The sequence below is a fragment of the Candidatus Nitrososphaera evergladensis SR1 genome (assembly GCF_000730285.1).
Taxonomy (GTDB): Archaea; Thermoproteota; Nitrososphaeria; order Nitrososphaerales; family Nitrososphaeraceae; genus Nitrososphaera; species Nitrososphaera evergladensis.
The window spans coordinates 1879524-1898200 of sequence record NZ_CP007174.1; the positions used below are offsets into that span (position 1 = coordinate 1879524).

The following is an 18677-nucleotide window of genomic DNA, read 5'->3' on the forward strand; positions in this document are numbered from 1 at the left end:
ACAATTTTTATGATAACAAGTCACTGTCGACAGTCTTTTTAAATCCCCAATCGGGAGAAAACCACGTGGCAAAATTTGTACTTGACACGAGCATAATAATCGACGGCGAGATAACAAAGATGCTGGAGGCCGGCGACATTGAGGACAAGAGCGAGATAATAATCCCGCTTGCAGTCCTTGACGAACTGCAGGCGCAGGCGTCCACAAACAAGGAGCACGGCTTTGTGGGCCTTGCCGAGATAAAGAAAATGCGCGAGCTTGCTTCTGCGCGCGACATAACCGTGAGGTTCTCCGGCGCAAGGCCGGACATAAACGACATCAGGCTTGCCAAGCACGGCAGGATAGACGCCATAATAAAGGACGTGGCGATGAACGAGTCAGCAACGCTCCTCACTGCAGATTATGTGCAGGCACTGGTCGCGGAGGCGCAGGGGATAAAGTCGCGCCACATACGGGCGCCTACAAAGACAGCCGACCTTGCGTTTGAAAAGTTCTTTGACGAATCGACCATGAGCGTGCACCTCAAGGAAAACGTCGTGCCAATGGCCAAGAGGGGCAAGCCGGGCAACTTTCAACTGGTGCAGGTAGGCTCTGCCAAGAGCACGTATGGGCAGCTTAACGAAATGGTAAAAGAGATATCCGAGGCAAGCAGGGTGAGCGGCACCGGAACCGTGGAGATAAGCAGAAGCGGCGCAACCGTAATCCAGTTTGGCCTGTACAGGATAGCGATAACCCGGCCGCCGTTTTCTGACGGCTTTGAAGTAACCATAGTGAGGCCAACTGTCAGGCTTGCCCTTGCAGATTACCACGCAAGCGAGAAGTTGATGGAGAGGCTGTCTGGCAAGGCCGAGGGCATCATTATAGCCGGCCCGCCCGGCTCTGGCAAGAGCACGCTTGCAAGCAGCCTGGCGGAATTTTACGCGCAAAAAGGCAAGATAGTCAAGACGTTTGAGTCGCCCCGAGACCTGCAGGTGCCAGAGGAGGTGACGCAATACGGACCCCTTGAGGGGAGTTTTGAAAAGGCAGTAGACATCTTGCTCCTTGTCCGGCCCGATTACACAATCTACGACGAGGTGCGCAGGGCGCAGGATTTTCAGGTGTTTGCAGACATGCGCCTTGCCGGCGTTGGGATGGTCGGAGTCGTGCACGCCTCAAGCCCGCTTGACGCCGTCCAGCGGTTCATGGGCAAGGTGGAACTGGGCATGATCCCACACATACTTGACACCATCATCTTTGTCAAGGAGGGCAGGATAGACAAGGTCTACGAACTGAGCCTGACGGTCAAGGTGCCAAGCGGCATGACAGAGGCCGACCTTGCAAGGCCCCTTGTTGAGGTGCGCGATTTCGAGTCAGGCGCCGTTGAATACGAAATCTACACCTACGGCGAGGAAAACGTCGTGGTTCCCGTGTCAAAGGCCAGAGGCGGCTCAGACGAGTCAGGGATAAAAAAGCTTGCGCAGTCAAAGATTATGGACGTCGTGCGCCGGTTCGACCCCCGGGCAGAAGTGAACATACTGTCTGAGAACAGGGTGCAGGTCAAAGTAAGCAAGGATGCCGCGCCCAAGATAATCGGCAGGGGCGGTTCCACGATAAACGAGCTTGAGGAAGAGCTTGGTGTCCACATCGACGTCGAGGTCAAGACGCCGACCCTTGGAAAAGAGGTCCCCTTCGAGGTGAGCGAGTCTGGCTCTGCGATAACCCTTCTTGTAGACGAGGAAGTGATAGGGCGCTCAGTCGACCTCTACATCGACGACGAATACATCATGAGCAGCCAGGTGGGCAAAAAGGCACGGGTCAAGATAGACAAACGGTCTGAAGCCGGCAAGCAGGTGTTCAACGCGGTTGTCTCGGGACAGGAAATGCGGATGTTTCTGAGCAAGCGCTAGATCTCTAGCGGAAAAGCCCCTGGTTCTTTGCCAGCTTGACAAACTCTTCCAGTTTCTTGAGGGTTTCTGGATGCAGGTGGTGCTCAATCCCTTCCGCGTCGCGGTTTGCAGTGTCCTCGTCGACTCCGATCATCATCAGAAATTCTGCAAGCACGCCGTGCCTGTCATGCATGTTCTTGGCCACTGCCACGCCGGCTTCAGTCAGAGTTATGCCGCGGTATTTCTCATAGTTGACGTGGCCGCTCTCGCTCAGGCGCTGCAGCATTTTTGTGACGCTTGGCGAGCTGACGTTAAGGTAGTTAGAGATGTCAACAGTGGTCGCATAGCCCTTGTGCTGGATAAGCTCGTATATGACTTCGAGGTAGTCCTCCATGCGGGTCGTCCTTGCCATCTTTTCGGCGTTGTGCGCGTCGCGGATGGACTCTAGGCGGTCGCCCTTTTGATCCGTCTTTTTCCTAGCCAACGTGGAGGCTCCACATAATGGAGGTCATGCCCACGGAAATAAATATTAACATTGTAAAAAAACTTTGCAGTGATGCTCGTCATATCACCAGAGGAACTGAACGCCCGCATTACCAGAAAAAAGGACAAGAGCCTGCTCATCATAGACGCAAGGCCGTTTTCCGATTATGCTGAAGGCCACGTGCCGGGCGCAGTGAACATCGACCTCATGCAGTTTCACTGGATAGACACATCAAAAGAAGGCATCCGGCAGTTTAACAAGCAGACAAGAATATTGCTGTCAAACATCGGCGTCTCAAAGGACAAGTTCGTGGTTTTCTACGACGACGTTTCGGGGCCGTCGGCGGCAAGGGGCGTGTGGCTCCTGCTCTATTTCTCGCACAGCAATGTGGCGATGCTTGACGGCGGGCTTGCGGCATGGAAGGCAAAAGGATTTCCTCTAGAAGAAAAGACAAACCCGTTTGTGCATTCCAAGTTTGAAGGCAGGCCGGACCCAAAGATCCTTGCCGGCTATGGCACGATAAAATCCGCGATAAAAAAGAAAAAGACCATAGTCCTTGATGCGCGTTCAAAGGAAGAGTTTGACGGGACAGCGGTCAGGGCCGCACGCGCAGGCCACATACCAAAGGCGATAAACATTGACTGGAACGACAACATCAAGGATTCTGCCTTCAAGGGCACAGACGATCTTGCCAAGATGTACTCGCAAATCCCAAAAGATGCAGAGGTGATAACCTACTGCCAGGGAGGCTACAGGGCGGCGAACAGCTTTGTCGTGCTAAAGATGCTTGGCTACAAAAACGTCAAGATGTACCTTGGCTCTTGGGGCGAATGGGGCAACAGGCCGGACCTGCCTGTAGTCAGTAAATGACATCTGAACTTGTCCTCAACAGTTTCTTGTTGCGTATAAAGTAGCACTCTTTTAGCTTTCTTTTCCTTGCAATTGCAAGTACAAGATGTTGGATGAAAAACATGGCGTAAAACAGCGATTCGACAGGCGCCGGCGTTGTTGTGCAGTCCACAAACAATCCTCTAATGCGTCTTGCAAGGGCTGCATCTTTGTCTTTGGTGCCAAGGACAAGGACCTGATCACTACGTTTGAGCCCAAAAAGCGGGGCGTGAAAGAATTCCTCAAGAGGGTATGCCTGCGCCCTTGAGCCAAACACTTCGTTGAACTTTAGCGCGCCATACATTGCTGCAGGATAGAGAAACGAGTCTGCAAGCATGATTGTAGAGCCTGCAATGGATATCTTGTCTGCAAGCCTGCTCGCCGCCCTTGACGCCTTGGCATAGATTTCTTTCAGGTTTGCAGGGCAGCCTATCCTGCCCTGCGTGGCAAGGTGCGTGCAGGCAAGCACGCTTGCGGCAAAGCCAATTGTACCTGACGTCCTGCCTGCCCCCTTGAAGTCAAGTTCAAAGACGCTGTCGCAGGCTCTTGCAAGCGGGCTTTTCTTGTCAGCCGTTAATGCAACAGTAGCAATGCCTGCTTTTCTTGCTGCGCTTGCAGCCTGGACGTTGGCGCGGGTCCTGCCGGATATTGAAACGAAATATGCACTGCGGCCCGCCAGCAGCAAGGGATTGAAAACAACGTCGGCAGGATGCCAGCACGTGGCCTGGCCTGATGAAAGGTGGCAGGCTGCAAGGGCTGCGGCGTACGAGTCGCCGGACCCTACAAAGGCAATATTATTCTCTACAGGAGCAGGCAGTACAAGCCGTGGAAGGTCGTCAAGCTGGCGCCTGACATCCTGCGCCATTGCCTCTATGGAGTTCAATAAAACAGAAAAGAAATCGGGAGATAATAAAAAGTTGGCCTGTTGTTGCTACTTTTTCTTCTCTCCTTGACCCTCTATCACTATCATGGTCAAAGTAGAGCGCACCTTGTCTATCTTGCGTACATGCCAGGTGATGGTCTCTCGCAGCTTTTCCATGCTGTCGGAACTGACCTTGGCGATGATGTCGTACACGCCATACACGCCGCTTACCTCTATCGTTCCTGGCATCTTTTTCAGTTCTCTTATTATCTCCTCCTCTGAACCCAGATCACAGTTGATGAGCACGTATGCAGTTGGCATATGACCGCCGTTAAAGTGACCGTGCTATTAAACAGATCGGGTCACTGTTGAGGCTTGCCGTACGTGAATGTCGAGTTTGTAACGACGTCCTTTAGTACTAGGGTATCGCCTTCTTTTGATATTGTCATGCCGTTATTCAGCCCATTTTTGAATGCATCTTCTACTTCCATCATTATCGGCCCTCTTGTTGGCGCGGTGCATAGTGCAGTGGTGAAGGCTATTTGCTGGCCCTTGATAGTTGATGAATTGACATATTGCACGCTTCCTCCAAATCCGTTGCATATTCTTCCGTCTATTTGCGTCCTGTTGACGGACAAGGCAATCTCATAATCCCTCACGTCAATAATGTCGTGTCCATCGAGGCTGAACGAACGCATCTGCCATGCATAGGCCGTCAATTCTTCATTTGTCGCATTACTATTACCCTTCATGCTAAATGCCAGCAAAGCAGCAAGTATGACAACTCCTGCAGCAGTAGTGACAATTATGTAGGATTTTTTCGTAATCCTGATCCAACTACCTTGCTATATTAGGTATTGTGAATTTTTGTCAGAACTTTTCCTTTGATCTTTTTTGTGCCTTCAAATAGTCCACAAAGTAGTAGAGGTACGCCCGCTCGTTCACCTTGAGCACCCATGGTATGTACGACTCGTTCTTGCTGCTCTTCTCAAAGATCTCAAAGCCCGAGTTTTCCACCAGTCTGCGGAAGGACTGCCCGTCGTACGATTTTTTCGGAGGCGGGTCGCGGTTATAGTCGTACGGGTCGGCAATGATTGTGCTTGCATGGGGCTTTAGCATCCTGTGTATGGATGCAAGGAGTTTTTCAGCGTCGACAAGCTCTAGCAGGTTTATCGCAAGCACGAGGTCGAACTTGTTTGGGTGAAACGGCGGGGCAAGCGAGTCTGCGACGCAAAACTCGACGTTTCCAAGCTTTTTCTCCTGCATTTTTTTGCGCGCCTCTCTTATGAACGAAAACGACAGGTCGATGCCTATTGCAAATGCGTATTTCTGTGCAAGAAGCAGCGTGCTGTAGCCCATAGAGCACGCCATGTCAAGGGCGACCCCGTCCATGTCGGGGTTTATGCCGTGCACGACGCGGTTGTACACTTCGTTTGGGCGCAGGCGCCACCTCATGTGCTGTATAAAGCGGTCTTCCTCCGTGTGCTCGTACTGGGTCCACCTGTACGGGACAAACCAGCTCCCGCCTTCCTCGTACCTGTCGTTTGCGGTGTCAGGCGACAGTTTTGACCCTTTTTCTTTCAGGAATTCCTTCATCTCCTTGGTGCCTGCGCCAAGGAGCCACCGGCCAAAAGTCTGCGACCTTGCCGCGGCGTAGGAAGCAAAATCCCTGACCGTTATTGCCACTCCCTGAATGACAGGATAGAGGGCGCCGCACTCGGGACACCTTAAAAAGCCCTCCGTACATTCGTTTTCATTCTTGCTGTCAGTGGCAAGGGGCTCTAGCACCAGCCTGATCTGCTTGTCGTTGTGCTGCAGGCAAACTAGATGGTGCGCAAACTGGACCTTCATGGATGATATGCATTCTTCCTGAAGACCCTATATAACCTAGAGCAGGGAATCATCGTGCAGCCTGTCAAGGAGGGGAGTGAGAAATTCCTTGACCTCTTTTTCGCCTAGCGTAATGTTGCCGGCGATGCCGATTGCCACAGACAGCATGTTGCGGTCTTCCCTTGCGGTGTAGACCCTTGCGCCGTAAATCGACAGCTCTTTTGCGTTTCTGGCAAGCCAGTCCTTCCAGAATCTTGTCCGGACAAGGTTTGCGTCAAGTGATGCAATTGCATGGTCGATGCCAATGCCCTCTTCGTGGTCAAGGAGGTCGAGCTTGGTCATCGGGACAAGTAGCGTGCCCTGTGACACCTGCTCGTGGTTCTTGTTCATCTTTTCTATTGCGTCATCGTTGTCAATCTCTTCATCCTCTGATTCCGTGCTTTTGTTATAATGCGGGAAAAAATAACCGGCAAGCGTCCCTTTGTTGTCGTAGACCTTGTAATACGTATAATCGTATTCTATCTTCCACTTGATTTTTTCTTTGCCCACGATACTTTTGCAGCTGTGTGTGTACACGCAAGCGCGTATTTGTACGCTATGATTATTTCTTGGACGCCATTCTCTTGTACACGATGATGGATACTACGCCGCCTGCGGCGACTACAATGTACATGACTGTCACCATTGCGTCTGACATGGGATCTGCAGGCTTTTCCGCAGTGACGACCACGACAAGGGCGTGCGAGTCGGCCTGCACGCTTGACTGACCTGAAGCAGCGGTAACGGTAAAGGGATACTCGGCGTCCTTTAGTATCTCTGGAGGCAGGGTAACTATCAGCGGCACCTCTGCCTTGAGCTTGCCAGTTGCAGGGTCAAGGGTCGCCTGCTCGGGCAGCGCGTTGCCAAGCCGGAAAAATTCTCTTCCCTTTTCAAAGGTGATATTCGTTATCTTCATGCTGTCTGCACCCGTGCCGTACACGACTATGTTCTTGACGGCGCTTTCGCCGGGCTTGACCTTGAGTATTGGCGCGTTTACTTCTATGCTCATCCCTGATTGAGCATATGCGGCCGTGTTTGCTGCCGCCGGGACTGCAAGGGCGGCAGCTCCAAGGACAAAAGCTGCGCACAAAAGCACAACTATGCTCTGCGTCGCCATCCTCCTCCTCATCATCATGTCCAGCGATGATATGCTTTGCATCGTGGGGTATTTTAACTGAAAACTTGTCCGGGGCCCATGATGCCATAGTCAAGATGGAAAGAGTTGCCCGAAAACTAGGCAGAAGGCACCGGCTACAGTTGTCTATGATGCCAAAACCCATTTTCCAGTCAAAAGTTAGGCAAATAAGTATATCTGGATGGTGTTATGTACCATAGTGGTTGAGGAAAAACACCAAAACTATCCTTACACGTGACCTGAATAACAAATCCCTGGTAAGAATAGACGAGCTAGACCTCAAGATAATCAGCCTGCTGGTATCCGGACGTGACAACAAGCAAATCTCAAAAGAGCTAAAGGTGCCGCTGAGCACGGTCCAGCGCAGGACGAGGATGATACTTGCAAAAGACATCGTTAAAAACAAGATAGAGCCCAACTACAAGAAACTTGGCTACAACAAGGGCATGATTCACGCAAGCGTCAAGAGTAGCGATGTGTCCCTGGCTGCGCAAAAGCTGGCAGAAATCGACGGGATAATCTCAGTTGCGGTCCACCTGGGCACCTCTGACATAGTGGCAGAGTTCGTCTATGGCGATAGCACTGACGTTCTTGAGACCATCTCGAAAATATGGAACATCGAGGGCATTGACCGCGTCACGTGGTCGCAAGAAGTATACGCGGTGCCTGTTCACAACAAGAACGTGATTTCCGCGCTGCCGTGAAGAACGTTGCATCTGTTGACCTGTTGTAGCTAGCCAGTTGACATATGGTATCAGATACAACAAAGATTTAATACTTATGCATTTTAAATGGTTTACTATCTGACATAAAATGTCAAACGTGGGGAAGAATCGCAATTTTGTATCTCAACAATCGGACCAAGTGGGAAAGCTTGTGCTAGATGACCTCGATATTGGCATAATCAAGGAGATGATAAAGGATGCCGAAGTCAAGAGCACATTTCTTGCAAGCAAATACGATAGCCCGCTTTCAACCATTCAGAGAAGACGTGCCAAGCTAGAACATACGATACTGAAAAAGAAATACTACATAAACATAAGCATGTTTCACTGGCGGAGGGCCGACCTGATGATCTCTGTAGACGGGGATTGCGGCGAAGCAGTATCGGAGCTTTTGCGCAACTTTGGCAAGAACATTATCAGCACGTCGTTGAGAATCGGCGACCCTCAGGCAAATATCGTGGCTACCGTGTTCTACAGGGACTCGCGGGAGCTGCTCAACCTGATGGACGGGATAAGATCCATTTCTTCCGCAAGGTGCGTGAAATGGTCTGAAGTCGTAAGAGACTTTGGACCAACCGATGCCGGCATCGAAACCATTCTTTCGTCCCAGACCTGAGTATGTGCGTATACTGCCCTACGTGGAAAAAATCGATCATGAGGAGCGGTCATAGCTTAAATTAGCCCTACGACCACTCCGCTCCATGTCTGAAGCACAACCAAGCACACCGCAGGATTCAAGCGCTCCACAGGGTTCGAGAGATGGACCACATGACACAATCTACATCGGCAAAAAACCGCTCATGGCATACGTCACCTCGACGCTCATCCAGCTGGCAAACCAGCCGAAGGTGACGATAAAAGCAAGGGGATTGAGCATCGGCAGGGCTGTAGACGTGTCGCAGATCACGATCAAGAGGATGGAAAGCGCAGGCTACAAGATAGGCGACGTAAGGATAGGCTCCGAGACTGTCAAGTCGGAGGACGGAAGGACGCGCAACGTTTCAACGATTGAAATCGAGATCAGAAAGGCCTGAGCCGGCCGTACGAGTTCTTTTTCCACTTTTTATATGGGCATTAATCTAACGTGAGCGGCAGAGCATGGGAAGAACCGCCGTCCTGTACCTTGCACACCTAAACCCTGTGACAAAGGCACACGAGTCGATAATATCCTCTCTGCTAGAGCGCGACTACTCTGTCTATGTCTTTCCCGTGCGCTTTATCAAAGACAACAGGGAAATAAACACCAAGAGCTTTCCGTTTTCGTTTGAGCAGCGCAAGGAAATGGTCGAGGCGTTGTTTGGCAACTCTGTCACGGTCCTGCCAGACTATACCTTCTACGCTCCTTTTGCGAAATACCTGCCTCCTCTTCTTTCCTCAAAATCGTGGGAACTACGCAACCAGATAGTGTCGCACGTAAAGGAGGGCAAGTTTGTGTCCTACACAGGCGACAAGGCCGAGCGCCTTATGCTCAAGATCTACAGGCTAAACCCGCTGAAGGCCGACAGGCTTGAAATATCGGCAACATCGGTCAAGGAGATGCTCTACAGGGAAGCACGTGAGGGCGACCGTGGAGAGTGGCGCCAAATGGTGCCCCCACAGGTGGTTGACGCGATAGAGCGCAACTGGTCCGTGGTGGAAAAGTTTGCAAGAGAACAAGACGATGCAACGATGCGCGTCATGGGCATGAAGTTTCCACGGGAAGGCTACAAGTAAGTAGGATTTTTATAAGCCACCAAGAAATCGCCAAGTAAGAAATGAAGGAAAAGGGCGGCGAGTTCATATGGTTTGACGGCAAGTTTGTCAAGTGGGAAGACGCCAAGGTCCCAGTCTTTACGCACGCGTTGCACTATGGCACGGCCGTCTTTGAGGGCATCCGCGGCTACAGCTCCAATGACAACGTGTTTGTCTTTCGCCTGCAGGAGCACATGGAGCGCCTCCACCGCTCGGCAAACGTCTACTCCCTTACCCTCAAGCACTCGGCAGAAGAGTTGAGCGATGCAACTGTCGAGCTGTTGAAAAAGAACAGGATGAGAGAATCTGTATACATACGGCCGCTTACGTTCGTGGGTCTGCACGGAATCGACCTCAACGTCACCAAAGACTCGCCCACCCATACCATCATAGTCGCATTCCCGTTTGCAAAATACTTCAAGGGCGATGGCCTCAAGGTCCGCGTCTCGTCGTGGAGGCGCATAAGCGACCAGACGACGCCCCCGCTTGCCAAGGCGGCAGGCAACTACCTGAACTCGGTGCTTGCCACGCAGGAATGCAGGCGTGATGGCTACGACGAGTCGATACTGCTTGACATCGCCGGCAACGTAAGCGAAGCTTCCGGCGAAAACATCTTTGTCGTACGAAAAGACAAGATCTATACGCCGTACTTTGCAGATTCTGCCCTTGAAGGCATCACGCGCGAGTCTGCCATCACCATCGCCAGGGGCATGGGATACTCTGTCATCGAGCGCCCCATACCGAGGGCAGAGCTTTACATGGCCGACGAGATCTTTCTCACCGGGACTGCAGCCGAAATTGTTCCCGTCACAAGCGTTGACGGCCACGCAATAGGCACGGGCAAGGAAGGGCCCGTGTCAAAGAGCATAAGACAAACATATGAGAAGGTTGTAACCGGTGGCGTTAAAGAGTACGCGGGCTGGTTAACACCTGTATGGTAGAGAACAATAGTAGCAATTCAAAAATCGCAGTAATAGGCGTTGGGGGGTGGGGCAAGAACCACGCCCGCGTCCTTGGGGAGCTTGGAGTCCTTGGCGCCGTGTGCGATTTTGACGCTGCCAGGGCTAAGGAGATAGCTTCCAAGCACAATGCGGCGCCGTATTCGTCGGTGGACGAGATGCTTGAGAAGGAGCGCCTTGACGCCTGCCTCGTCTGCACGCCGACCAGGACGCACTCGGCAGTCGCCAAGAAGGTCATCGACCAGGGCCTGCACGCGTTCGTGGAAAAGCCCCTCTCGTTTTCATCGCAAGAATGCGACGAGATGACGGAACTAGCCAGGAAAAAGCGCGTCACGCTTACGTGCGGCTATATCGAGCGCTTTAACCCTGCGGTGAGCGAGACAAAAAAGATGATAGCTGACAAAAAGTGCGGCGACCTTCTCATGCTAGAGTTCCACCGCGAAAACCGTATGCCTCCAAAGATAAAGGACGTGGGCATCATATTTGACACCGCGGTCCACGACATCGACACGGCGATGTTCCTCTTTGACGCAAGGCCAAACGTCGTCTTTGCGAGGGCTGGCAGGCACGTGCACGAGTTTGAAGACTTTGCCACCCTCATGCTGGGCTTTGCAAACCAGAGAGTCGCAATCATCTCTGTGAACTGGCTCACGCCAAAGAAGGTGCGCACGTTCAGCGCGGTCTGCACAGACGGGATAATCTCGGGCAACTTTATCTCTCAGGAGATCAAGATAGACAACGCCGGCGAGACGGTCGCGCCAAGGTTGCCGTTTCAAGAGCCGCTGACGCTTGAACTGAAGAGCTTTATCGCGGCAGTGCAGGGCAAAGAGAACTCGGCCGTCTCTGCAAGGGACGCCACAAACGTCACCAAGGTGGCAGAAGCAGCGCTTTTATCAAGCGAGACTGGCTCTCCAATATACCTGGATCTGAAATAAGAAAAATGAAGCGCTCGATGCTTGACATACTGCAGTGCCCGATAGACAGGCACTATCCTCTGGAGCTTTTCGAGATCGAGGTCGCCGGCGACGGCGAAATAAGGGAAGGCGTGCTTGCCTGCGCCAAGTGCGGGCGGTACTACCCCATAATGGAAGAGATACCCGTCATGCTGCCGGACGAGTTGCGCAACAAAGAGCGCGATGTGGGCTTTTTGCAGAGGTGGCAGGCCAAGATCCCCGAGAAAATTTTAAGGCAAGGAAACCCGTGGCATCTATAGAAATATGGCCAAGGCCAAGAAAAAAATCTACAGAAACGTCGCTGGCGTGAGAAACCAGGTTGACAAGAGTGCGAAAATAGGCAAGAACACCAGGATATGGCACTTTGCGTACGTTGGCGCCAAGACAGTCGTAGGCGACAACGTCAAGATAGGCTCCCTTGCCCACGTCGACTATGGAGTAAAGATTGGAAACAACGTCAAGATTGAAGGCATGGTATACATCCCACCGCTTACCGTGATTGGAAACGACGTCTTTATTGGCCCCGGCGCGACCTTTACAAACGACCCTTACCCCATGAGCCCCAAGATGATTGGCGTGATAGTGGAGGATGGCGCAATAATCGGCGCCCGCTCTGTCGTGAGGCCGGGCGTGCGAATAGGCAAGAACAGCGTGGTGGCGATGGGCTCTGTAGTGACAAGGGACGTGCCTGCCGAGACGGTGGTGATGGGCGTTCCTGCAAGAATAGCGTACACGCGGCAGGATTACGACCACAAAAAGAAAGAATGGGAAGAAGGGTCTCCTTCTCCTTCTTCCTAGCGCCGCTTGGCCGGCGGGTTCACCAAAAATTTTGGGTCCGGCTCTTTTCCTTCCGCAAGGACGTCAAGGATGCTCTTTGCGGCAACTTCGGCCATCTTGGACCTTGTCATGCGGTCGGCGCTTCCAATGTGCGGTAAAAGCACGACGTTTTTCATGGCAAGGAGCGGGCTTTTTCCTCCCAGCGGCTCTTTTTCAAACACGTCAAGGCCCGCGCCGGCTATGATGCCTTTTTTCAAGGCGGCGGCAAGGTCTCGCTCGTTTACCACTGCGCCCCTTGCTGTGTTTATAAAAAATGCGGTCCTCTTCATCTTTTGCAGGCGCTCGCTGTTGACAAGGTGTCTGCTTGCGTCGTTTAAAGTGGTGTGTATAGTGACAAAGTCGCTTTGCGCCAGCAAATAGTCAAGGTCGGCGTACCTGGCGCCAAGCTCTTGCTCGGCCGCTTCGTTGCGCCTGCGGCTATGGTACAGTATCTCCATGCCAAAGCCTCTTGCGCGCCGCGCTACTGCAGAGCCTATCTTGCCAAGGCCGACGATGCCGATGGTGGCACCGTGCACGTTCTGGCCGAGGAGCAGGTCAGGCATCCACCCTACCTTCCACTTTTTCTGCCTGACCATCCTGTCGCCTGCAACGACATTGCGCGCGCAGGCAAGAATGAGCGCAAAGGTGATGTCGGCAGTCGCTTCTGCAAGGATGTCTGATGTGTACGTGACATAGATGCCCCGCTTTGTAGCCTCTGCTACGTCGATGTGCTCAAAGCCGGTGCTGTACGAGCTGATTATCTTTAGCTGCGGACCCGCTGCGTCCATGACCTCTTTGTCTATCTTGTCTGAAAGCATACAGAGAATGGCATCCTTGCCGGCGACGTTTTTCAAGATCTCTTTTCTTGTGGGCGGTTCTTGTCTCTTGTGCAGCGTCACGTCAAATTCCTGAAGCATTTCCAGAGCGGGTCCGGGAAGCTTCCTTGTGATGTAAACCTTGTTGTTTCCCACGTGTGCCATTGCGGCCAATATGTTATGAATTTTAGGGTGAAAGCACACGCTAACTGTGTTAGTTATATTATCTATTGGCGCGGGACTGTATGCACGTCACTATCTGAAGGCGAATACTTGGCGCACATAAATCATTTATTTCTTGAATGTGACATTTAGTCTAAGAATTTATGCCAAAATCAAGCAAGGCAGACACCATCGCTGCTGTTCTTGAAGCGCATATGCACTCGATGCGCCTTATGCACGATGTCATTGTAGAAAACAACAAAATACTCAAGGACATATCCAAAAAACTGGACGCTGTAAACGACGACCTTCATGCGCTCGTACGTAATTTAGAGACAAAAGGGATATAGGATGTACGCCTAGTTTTTCTGCAAGTCTCTTTGCCTATCTTGCAGCGATTTTTTCTTGTACGCGTTGATTTCGGTCTTTACACAAAGGATGTGAAAAGTAGTAGCCCGGCCCAGATTCGAACTGGGGTCAAGGGCTCCAAAGGCCCCTATGCTTGGCCACTACATTCGGCGGGAGCGTGTATATGTTCCCTCCACCGGGCTTCCGGGCGTAGTTCCATTTTCTTTTGGGTCCTTATAATTTATGATGATCATTATTTTGCTTCAGCAGTATTGCCGCAAGCATCTTTTTGGTCGGGTTTTCCATCGAAGCAAGGGCGCGCTCTGCTCTTTTCTTTTGCGCCTTGCGGAATTTCTCGCCTGCAAGCATCCTGCTGGCAAGCTTTGCAAGCGCACCGGGGTTTCGGGTCCTTGCCACCAAGCCTGACCTTACAAGATAGTCCTCTACGTGGTACCTGACTGGCGCTATGGATATCGTCGGGACACCCAAGAGCGCGGCTTCGGCGCTCATGGTCCCGCCGGCTCCTATGAACAAGTCTGTAGACTTTATTAGCGAGACGCCGTCAACTACGCTTTCGATTATCCTTGCGCTGTTTCCGTACCTTGCCTTTGCCTCTTCTATCTGGTCGCTGTACCTGCACAGCATCACAATGTCTGCGCGTTGTGCCAGCTCGTCTACAACAGCATCCACAAGGGCCGTGCTTGCCAGCTTTTTATCGGCAATGTATGACGCCTTGCTCTCCTCAAGCCTGATGAGCACCACCGTCTTGTTCCCTTCTTTTTTGTCAGGCTCGACCATGTGCGCAGAACTGCTACTGTCATCATTATCATCTTTGAGCCAGGCCGCCGGGTCCAGAGCATGGTAGCGCGAAATGTCTTTCCTTGAAATGCCAAAGCCGGTCCACGACGAGTACGGTATCACCCACGGACACAAGAGCCTGCTCATGAGAGGCACGGTCAGCTTTGCCACCGCCTCCGCGTGCGGCGAATCGTTAAAGCCAATATGCCGGACGCCAAGGCCGAACGCGACCCTTGCGCCTTCGGGTGACGAAAACGTGACTGCGGCATCGGGCGCAAACCCGCTGATGACGTCTGCAAGTGCGCGCATGCGCTCCGCGCTTGCCGCCAGCTTGCCGTACCTTTCGGGCCCGCCGTGCCTTCCAACCAGTTTCAGGTCCAATCCCTTTATCCTTGCAAGCTCGACTGCCTCACGGTAGTCGCGTGACGTGCAAAGGACTTCGTGCCCTTTTTCTTGCAGGGACTTTACTGCGTCTTTGAAGAACATCACCTGCTTTGGAGTCAGGACATCAAACCAGATCCTCAAGCGCTGCAAGTTGCAGCCTGTGCCGGTGAAAAACCTTTTCTTTAACTGATGGCAACGCGTATATGGCGCGTTGCTCGGGGGAGCTCAGTCTATAGCTTGAGTGCGGGATCGGTGTTGCCGACGGTGGCCGTGTACGGCCTTAGTACAGAGGGGTACAGGATAGCCTCTGCCATGGCGATAAAAGGCGCCAAGGTCTCGCTGATTGATGAGTCGCTTCGCAACGCCATATCGCTCAAGGCAGACATTGCCCGCACGTACCCAAACGTCAGCTCGCTTGTCGAAGACGAGCCGCTCCTTGGGCTTGAGCCGATGGACGTGGCGATAGGAAACGCGTCGTACCTGTTCTTTGCGCCCCGGGTACGCAAGATAGGCACAGACGTCAAGGCCGACGTGGCGACAAAATTCAAAGACGCAGTCAAGGCGCTCAAGAAAGGCTCGTCAGTGGTCTACATGCTGCCGTCCGGGATCGGGGGCAACAACGAAAACATTGCGCTCATAGAGCACGTGACGGGGATGGCCGCCGACCAGGACGTTTCGTACTATTACATGCCTTCAAGCCCCATTGCATCCGGCGCTGAGGTGCTGGTTGGCTCTGCCAAGTCAAAGCAGGACAACAACCTCGCCAAGATGCTGTACGACACGGACGGCAAAAAGAAGGTAAGTTTTGTCGACATTTACTCTGCAGAACTCTCTCACATCATACGCGCGCTTTCACACTATTCCGGCATGGCAAGCATCCTTGAAGTGTGCAAAAAGGCCACGGACGGCAGCCTGCCCGCCAACGAATTGATGCACGGCACGTTTTCAGACCTGTACATCGACGACGTGACTTCCGGCCTGTACGACCTGCGCATCATCGGCTCATCGCTTGACGGCGCCGGCCCGCTCATGTACCTTGTCAATGGCAGCATCCGCGGGATAGAAGGCTACACAAAGCACCTGATAGACCAGGTGCGTGGCACCCTGAAAAAGCGCGACTTGAAGGCAAGCAGGACCAAGGTCGCAATAGCCTGGACTCTTGACCCGCACGAGATGAGGGGCGACAAAATAGACCTGCTGTCGTCACTTGAAACCAAGGTGCGCGACTACATCGGAGACGTGGAGCGCCACCAGGGGCCCACGTTTGACCTCTACCACACAGACAAGACCACGGTCGTCATCACGTGCTCCAAGGCCGACTTTGACAAGGTCGTTTCAAAGAACCGTCAGAGCGACGACTTTATCGTGATAAAGGCAAACCCGCTCTGCGAGACCCTGACGCAGGAATAAATACTTCGGCTTGTATCGCGAAAAATGGGGAAAAGAGGGAAAGAGAAATGAGCAAGGCCAAGGCAGTAATCGTCATTTCGACGTTTTCAACAGAAGAGTCGGCCGCCGAGATCGGAAAAAAGCTGGTCGAAAAGGGCCTGTGCGCCTGCGTCAACTTTGCCAAGATCCGCTCCATCTACTCCTGGAAGGGCAAGTTGGAAGACCAGCCCGAGTACATCGCCTTTTTCAAGGTCGCCAAGGGTTCCGCAAAGGCGCTCAAGCAAGAGCTTGCCCGGGTGCACCCGTACGACGTGCCAGAGATAGTGGAGATAAAGATGAGCGACGTGTCCAAGCCGTACCTCTCATGGCTTGCCGATGCAGGGTCAGCGCATCGCGTAGCGAAGAAGCGCAACCATTCCGCCAAGCAATGAGACGCGCAGGCCAATGTCCGTTGACGAGTCGACCGCGTACGTCCTTGCGCCATAGCTTTCAACAGAGTTGAGCAGTTTTACCACCGCATCCTCCTCCGCAGTCTTGAAGACCGAGTCTGAAAATATGATGGCCTCTATCGCCTTGATGTTTGCGGCTTCTGTGATGTCCTTGAGGCCGACTGCATACTTGTTTTCGCCCCTGTTGACCATGAGCATCACTTGGTCAAGCATTGCCGACACGGTGGCAAGCTTGCTTGCGCTCATGGCGTCCTTCATGGCCGGCGACCGCAAAAACACGAAAACGCCGTCCTCGCCGGCAACGTCGACGCCGTCTACCACCTGCGCGCGCTCTTTTGGCAGGCCGTTTCTGTCAAGGGCGTTGTAAAAGCGCCTGCGGGTCTCGCCGGGCCCAAAGACGATTATCCTGTCGCCTTCTGAAAGAACGGAACCGACAGTCTTGGCGGTATCTGCAAAAAACGAGTCGAGGCTTGGATTTTTTGTCGGGTAGCGCTTGCCCTGCTGGCCAGAATAGATGTTTGGTATTATCTTCACATGCGTTCCCGTGACCTTTGCGACTGCCGCCTCCTGCGTGTCGATTGCCACCAGTATAAACGACGAGCCGTCGCCCGACCTCTTTAGCAGTTTCAGCTCCACGTCCTGCCACTTGCGGCCCTTGTCTATGGTCAAAATGTCGCCGGCCTGCACCGAAAGCGCGTGGTGCACCCCCTTTGATACGAGCTCGTTGCTGGTGTGAGTTATCGTGCCAGAGATGCGCAGCCGGTCCACCGACGCGTCCAGCTCTATTCTGTCGACCCGTATCGTTAGCCGAACCTTGATGCGCTCGCCCCTGTCTGGCCTGCCATAGTCGCTTTCCTGCTTGACGACCCGCGTCGTGTCTGCAATTGCATAGTCGCCGGGCGCAATCACGCGCCTGAGCGTAAAGAGGTCGTCAGCGTCCTCCGGGATGACTAGGAGCGCGTTTGCAGAATGGTCGCTCTGCTTTACAATCATGCTGGCGGCGCAGTAGTATTTTCCTGTCCTTCTTCTTCTGTTGTTGTCGCTGCTGTTGCGGCAGCGGTAGTTGTTTTATCGCCACTTGGAGCCTGCGCGTGGATGTACTGGTCAACCCATTCCTGCGTAAGGACGCCTGCTTCAACCAGGTTGACTAGCGCGTTTGGCGATGCGTTGCCCTGCACCTTGCCCGTGCGCCTGCGCGTCTGCCTCCACTTTAGCTGTGTGTTGCCTGACTTTGACGAATATATGATGCCGAGGATCTCTTTTGCGTTGACAAAGGTCATCTCGCGGATCTTTTTCAGCGTGACCTTGTCGGCCGCCTCGATGTATATTGCGCCGGGTCCCTCCTCGCGTTCTGGGAATACTTCAAAGTCGCGCATATAGCTTTCTGGTATGAACGATCGGCAGGTACTTATTATGATGAATTTCCGGAAACTCTCTAGAGAACACGTAGTTTCTATCTGGACCAATGCAATTATGAAATCTATCTAGTCATTTATCAAGCTTGTGAGAAATTTTAAGGTGGATGGGCAGCAGGCTCCTTACTCAAGATCCTCCTCACTTTTTATAGTAAAATCAGTAGGGCTAGTCCTGTCACTGCCTGCGTCTGTCCATCCGCACAATTGTTGTAACAGAGGGCATAAAAACGATCTAGGAAGAAGAACAGCAGCGGCCCCTTGGTATGTTGTGGCCGTGGGGGCACTTTCTGGGGTGCTTCAAAAGCGTGCACAGGGCGTCGGTAAAGATGTTCTTCATGTGATGTTCTATCCCGCAGACCATCTCTTCGTCTATCTCTATTTTCAGTGCGTCCTTCATGAGGACTTCAAGCAGGCGCGTGTTGCGTATCATCTGCTTGCCGATCCTGTCGCCTTCGCTTGTCAATTCGACGCTGCCCTTGGTGTAGTGCACGAGGTCTAGGTCATTGAGCTTGCGCAGCATCTGGACCACAGAAGGCTGGGTGACGTTGAGCAGTTTTGCAATAGAACTTACCTTGACTTCCTCGCCCTTTTCCCTGATGTACCATATTGCTTTCAGGTACATCTCGACGT

The 18677-nt window shown here is 52.7% G+C and carries 25 protein-coding genes and 1 tRNA gene; 13 read left to right on the forward strand and 13 right to left on the reverse strand.

What is annotated here, in order from left to right; translation table 11 throughout:
• Positions 1-65 precede the first annotated feature (65 nt).
• A complete protein-coding gene (locus NTE_RS10270; RefSeq protein WP_226986954.1) occupies positions 66-1886 on the forward strand; it encodes a PINc/VapC family ATPase in 1821 nt (606 codons plus the stop codon).
• 4 nt (positions 1887-1890) lie between these two features.
• Here NTE_RS10270 and mntR read toward each other — a convergent pair whose 3' ends face one another.
• Positions 1891-2277, reverse strand: a complete 387-nt coding sequence (gene mntR / locus NTE_RS10275) for a transcriptional regulator MntR (RefSeq protein WP_148702127.1) — start codon at positions 2275-2277, stop codon at positions 1891-1893.
• A gap of 144 nt (positions 2278-2421) precedes the next feature.
• On the opposite strand from mntR, the gene NTE_RS10280 reads away from it, so the two are divergent.
• Entirely contained in the window at positions 2422-3219 is a 798-nt protein-coding gene (locus NTE_RS10280; RefSeq protein ID WP_148702128.1) for a sulfurtransferase, read from the forward strand.
• Here the strand turns inward: NTE_RS10280 and NTE_RS10285 are convergent.
• The 6 genes from NTE_RS10285 to NTE_RS10310 all read right to left on the reverse strand — a co-directional run bounded on the left by NTE_RS10285 (position 3209) and on the right by NTE_RS10310 (position 7103).
• Positions 3209-4120, reverse strand: coding sequence for an SIS domain-containing protein (locus tag NTE_RS10285; RefSeq protein ID WP_148700933.1), 912 nt, complete (start codon positions 4118-4120; stop codon positions 3209-3211). The two genes, NTE_RS10280 and NTE_RS10285, sit on opposite strands and share 11 nt — an antisense overlap.
• Positions 4121-4168: 48 nt before the next feature.
• Positions 4169-4420, reverse strand: coding sequence for an Lrp/AsnC family transcriptional regulator (locus tag NTE_RS10290; protein WP_148700934.1), 252 nt, complete (start codon positions 4418-4420; stop codon positions 4169-4171).
• A 41-nt stretch (positions 4421-4461) separates the two neighbouring features.
• Positions 4462-4851: an META domain-containing protein gene (locus tag NTE_RS10295; RefSeq protein ID WP_148700935.1), complete on the reverse strand. Its 390-nt coding sequence runs from the start codon at positions 4849-4851 to the stop codon at positions 4462-4464.
• A gap of 118 nt (positions 4852-4969) precedes the next feature.
• Positions 4970-5950, reverse strand: a complete 981-nt coding sequence (locus NTE_RS10300) for a class I SAM-dependent methyltransferase (protein WP_148700936.1) — start codon at positions 5948-5950, stop codon at positions 4970-4972.
• A 36-nt stretch (positions 5951-5986) separates the two neighbouring features.
• Positions 5987-6478, reverse strand: coding sequence for a hypothetical protein (locus NTE_RS10305; protein WP_148700937.1), 492 nt, complete (start codon positions 6476-6478; stop codon positions 5987-5989).
• 52 nt (positions 6479-6530) lie between these two features.
• The gene (locus NTE_RS10310; RefSeq protein ID WP_148700938.1) at positions 6531-7103 is read right to left on the reverse strand and encodes a hypothetical protein; all 573 of its coding nucleotides are present in this window, start codon (positions 7101-7103) and stop codon (positions 6531-6533) included.
• A gap of 203 nt (positions 7104-7306) precedes the next feature.
• Between NTE_RS10310 and NTE_RS10315 the strand changes: the two genes are divergently transcribed.
• The 8 genes from NTE_RS10315 (at position 7307) to NTE_RS10350 (ending at position 12269) form a co-directional block, all read left to right on the forward strand.
• Positions 7307-7807 (forward strand): Lrp/AsnC family transcriptional regulator, encoded by a 501-nt coding sequence (locus NTE_RS10315; protein ID WP_148700939.1) that lies wholly within the window; start codon positions 7307-7309, stop codon positions 7805-7807.
• Between the two features lie 160 nt (positions 7808-7967).
• On the forward strand, positions 7968-8444 hold the full coding sequence (locus NTE_RS10320) for an Lrp/AsnC family transcriptional regulator (RefSeq protein WP_148700940.1): 477 nt from the start codon (positions 7968-7970) through the stop codon (positions 8442-8444).
• 85 nt (positions 8445-8529) lie between these two features.
• Positions 8530-8862 (forward strand): AlbA family DNA/RNA-binding protein, encoded by a 333-nt coding sequence (locus tag NTE_RS10325; protein WP_148700941.1) that lies wholly within the window; start codon positions 8530-8532, stop codon positions 8860-8862.
• Positions 8863-8926: 64 nt separating this feature from the next.
• Complete coding sequence (locus NTE_RS10330; RefSeq protein WP_148700942.1) at positions 8927-9541, forward strand: nucleotidyl transferase family protein; 615 nt, start codon at positions 8927-8929, stop codon at positions 9539-9541.
• Between the two features lie 41 nt (positions 9542-9582).
• Positions 9583-10500: a branched-chain amino acid transaminase gene (locus NTE_RS10335; protein ID WP_148700943.1), complete on the forward strand. Its 918-nt coding sequence runs from the start codon at positions 9583-9585 to the stop codon at positions 10498-10500.
• Positions 10494-11453 carry a Gfo/Idh/MocA family protein gene (locus NTE_RS10340; protein WP_148700944.1) on the forward strand — a complete coding sequence of 320 codons (960 nt, stop codon included), beginning with the start codon at positions 10494-10496 and terminating at the stop codon, positions 11451-11453. The genes NTE_RS10335 and NTE_RS10340 overlap by 7 nt, the downstream gene beginning before the upstream one ends.
• Before the next feature lie 5 nt (positions 11454-11458).
• A complete protein-coding gene (locus NTE_RS10345) occupies positions 11459-11731 on the forward strand; it encodes a Trm112 family protein (protein WP_148700945.1) in 273 nt (90 codons plus the stop codon).
• Between the two features lie 4 nt (positions 11732-11735).
• Positions 11736-12269, forward strand: a complete 534-nt coding sequence (locus tag NTE_RS10350; RefSeq protein WP_148700946.1) for an acyltransferase — start codon at positions 11736-11738, stop codon at positions 12267-12269.
• Here NTE_RS10350 and NTE_RS10355 read toward each other — a convergent pair.
• Positions 12266-13267 (reverse strand): 2-hydroxyacid dehydrogenase, encoded by a 1002-nt coding sequence (locus NTE_RS10355; protein ID WP_148702129.1) that lies wholly within the window; start codon positions 13265-13267, stop codon positions 12266-12268. The two genes, NTE_RS10350 and NTE_RS10355, sit on opposite strands and share 4 nt — an antisense overlap.
• A gap of 161 nt (positions 13268-13428) precedes the next feature.
• On the opposite strand from NTE_RS10355, the gene NTE_RS10360 reads away from it, so the two are divergent.
• A complete protein-coding gene (locus NTE_RS10360; RefSeq protein WP_148700947.1) occupies positions 13429-13614 on the forward strand; it encodes a hypothetical protein in 186 nt (61 codons plus the stop codon).
• A 101-nt stretch (positions 13615-13715) separates the two neighbouring features.
• Here the strand turns inward: NTE_RS10360 and NTE_RS10365 are convergent.
• Positions 13716-13815: transfer RNA gene (locus NTE_RS10365), tRNA-Gln, on the reverse strand.
• A 31-nt stretch (positions 13816-13846) separates the two neighbouring features.
• Positions 13847-14935 (reverse strand): DUF354 domain-containing protein, encoded by a 1089-nt coding sequence (locus NTE_RS10370; protein WP_148700948.1) that lies wholly within the window; start codon positions 14933-14935, stop codon positions 13847-13849.
• Between the two features lie 96 nt (positions 14936-15031).
• Here NTE_RS10370 and NTE_RS10375 point away from each other — a divergent pair, with 96 nt between their 5' ends.
• Both NTE_RS10375 and cutA read left to right on the forward strand, forming a co-directional pair.
• Positions 15032-16204, forward strand: a complete 1173-nt coding sequence (locus NTE_RS10375) for a hypothetical protein (RefSeq protein WP_148700949.1) — start codon at positions 15032-15034, stop codon at positions 16202-16204.
• A 47-nt stretch (positions 16205-16251) separates the two neighbouring features.
• Positions 16252-16614, forward strand: coding sequence for a divalent-cation tolerance protein CutA (cutA, locus tag NTE_RS10380; RefSeq protein WP_148700950.1), 363 nt, complete (start codon positions 16252-16254; stop codon positions 16612-16614).
• Here cutA and NTE_RS10385 read toward each other — a convergent pair.
• The 3 genes from NTE_RS10385 to NTE_RS10395 all read right to left on the reverse strand — a co-directional run bounded on the left by NTE_RS10385 (position 16567) and on the right by NTE_RS10395 (position 18669).
• Entirely contained in the window at positions 16567-17625 is a 1059-nt protein-coding gene (locus tag NTE_RS10385; RefSeq protein WP_148700951.1) for an mRNA surveillance protein pelota, read from the reverse strand. The two genes, cutA and NTE_RS10385, sit on opposite strands and share 48 nt — an antisense overlap.
• A complete protein-coding gene (locus tag NTE_RS10390; RefSeq protein ID WP_420835295.1) occupies positions 17622-18098 on the reverse strand; it encodes a hypothetical protein in 477 nt (158 codons plus the stop codon). The genes NTE_RS10385 and NTE_RS10390 overlap by 4 nt, the downstream gene beginning before the upstream one ends.
• Before the next feature lie 181 nt (positions 18099-18279).
• Positions 18280-18669, reverse strand: coding sequence for a metal-dependent transcriptional regulator (locus tag NTE_RS10395; RefSeq protein ID WP_148702130.1), 390 nt, complete (start codon positions 18667-18669; stop codon positions 18280-18282).
• Positions 18670-18677: the final 8 nt, after the last annotated feature.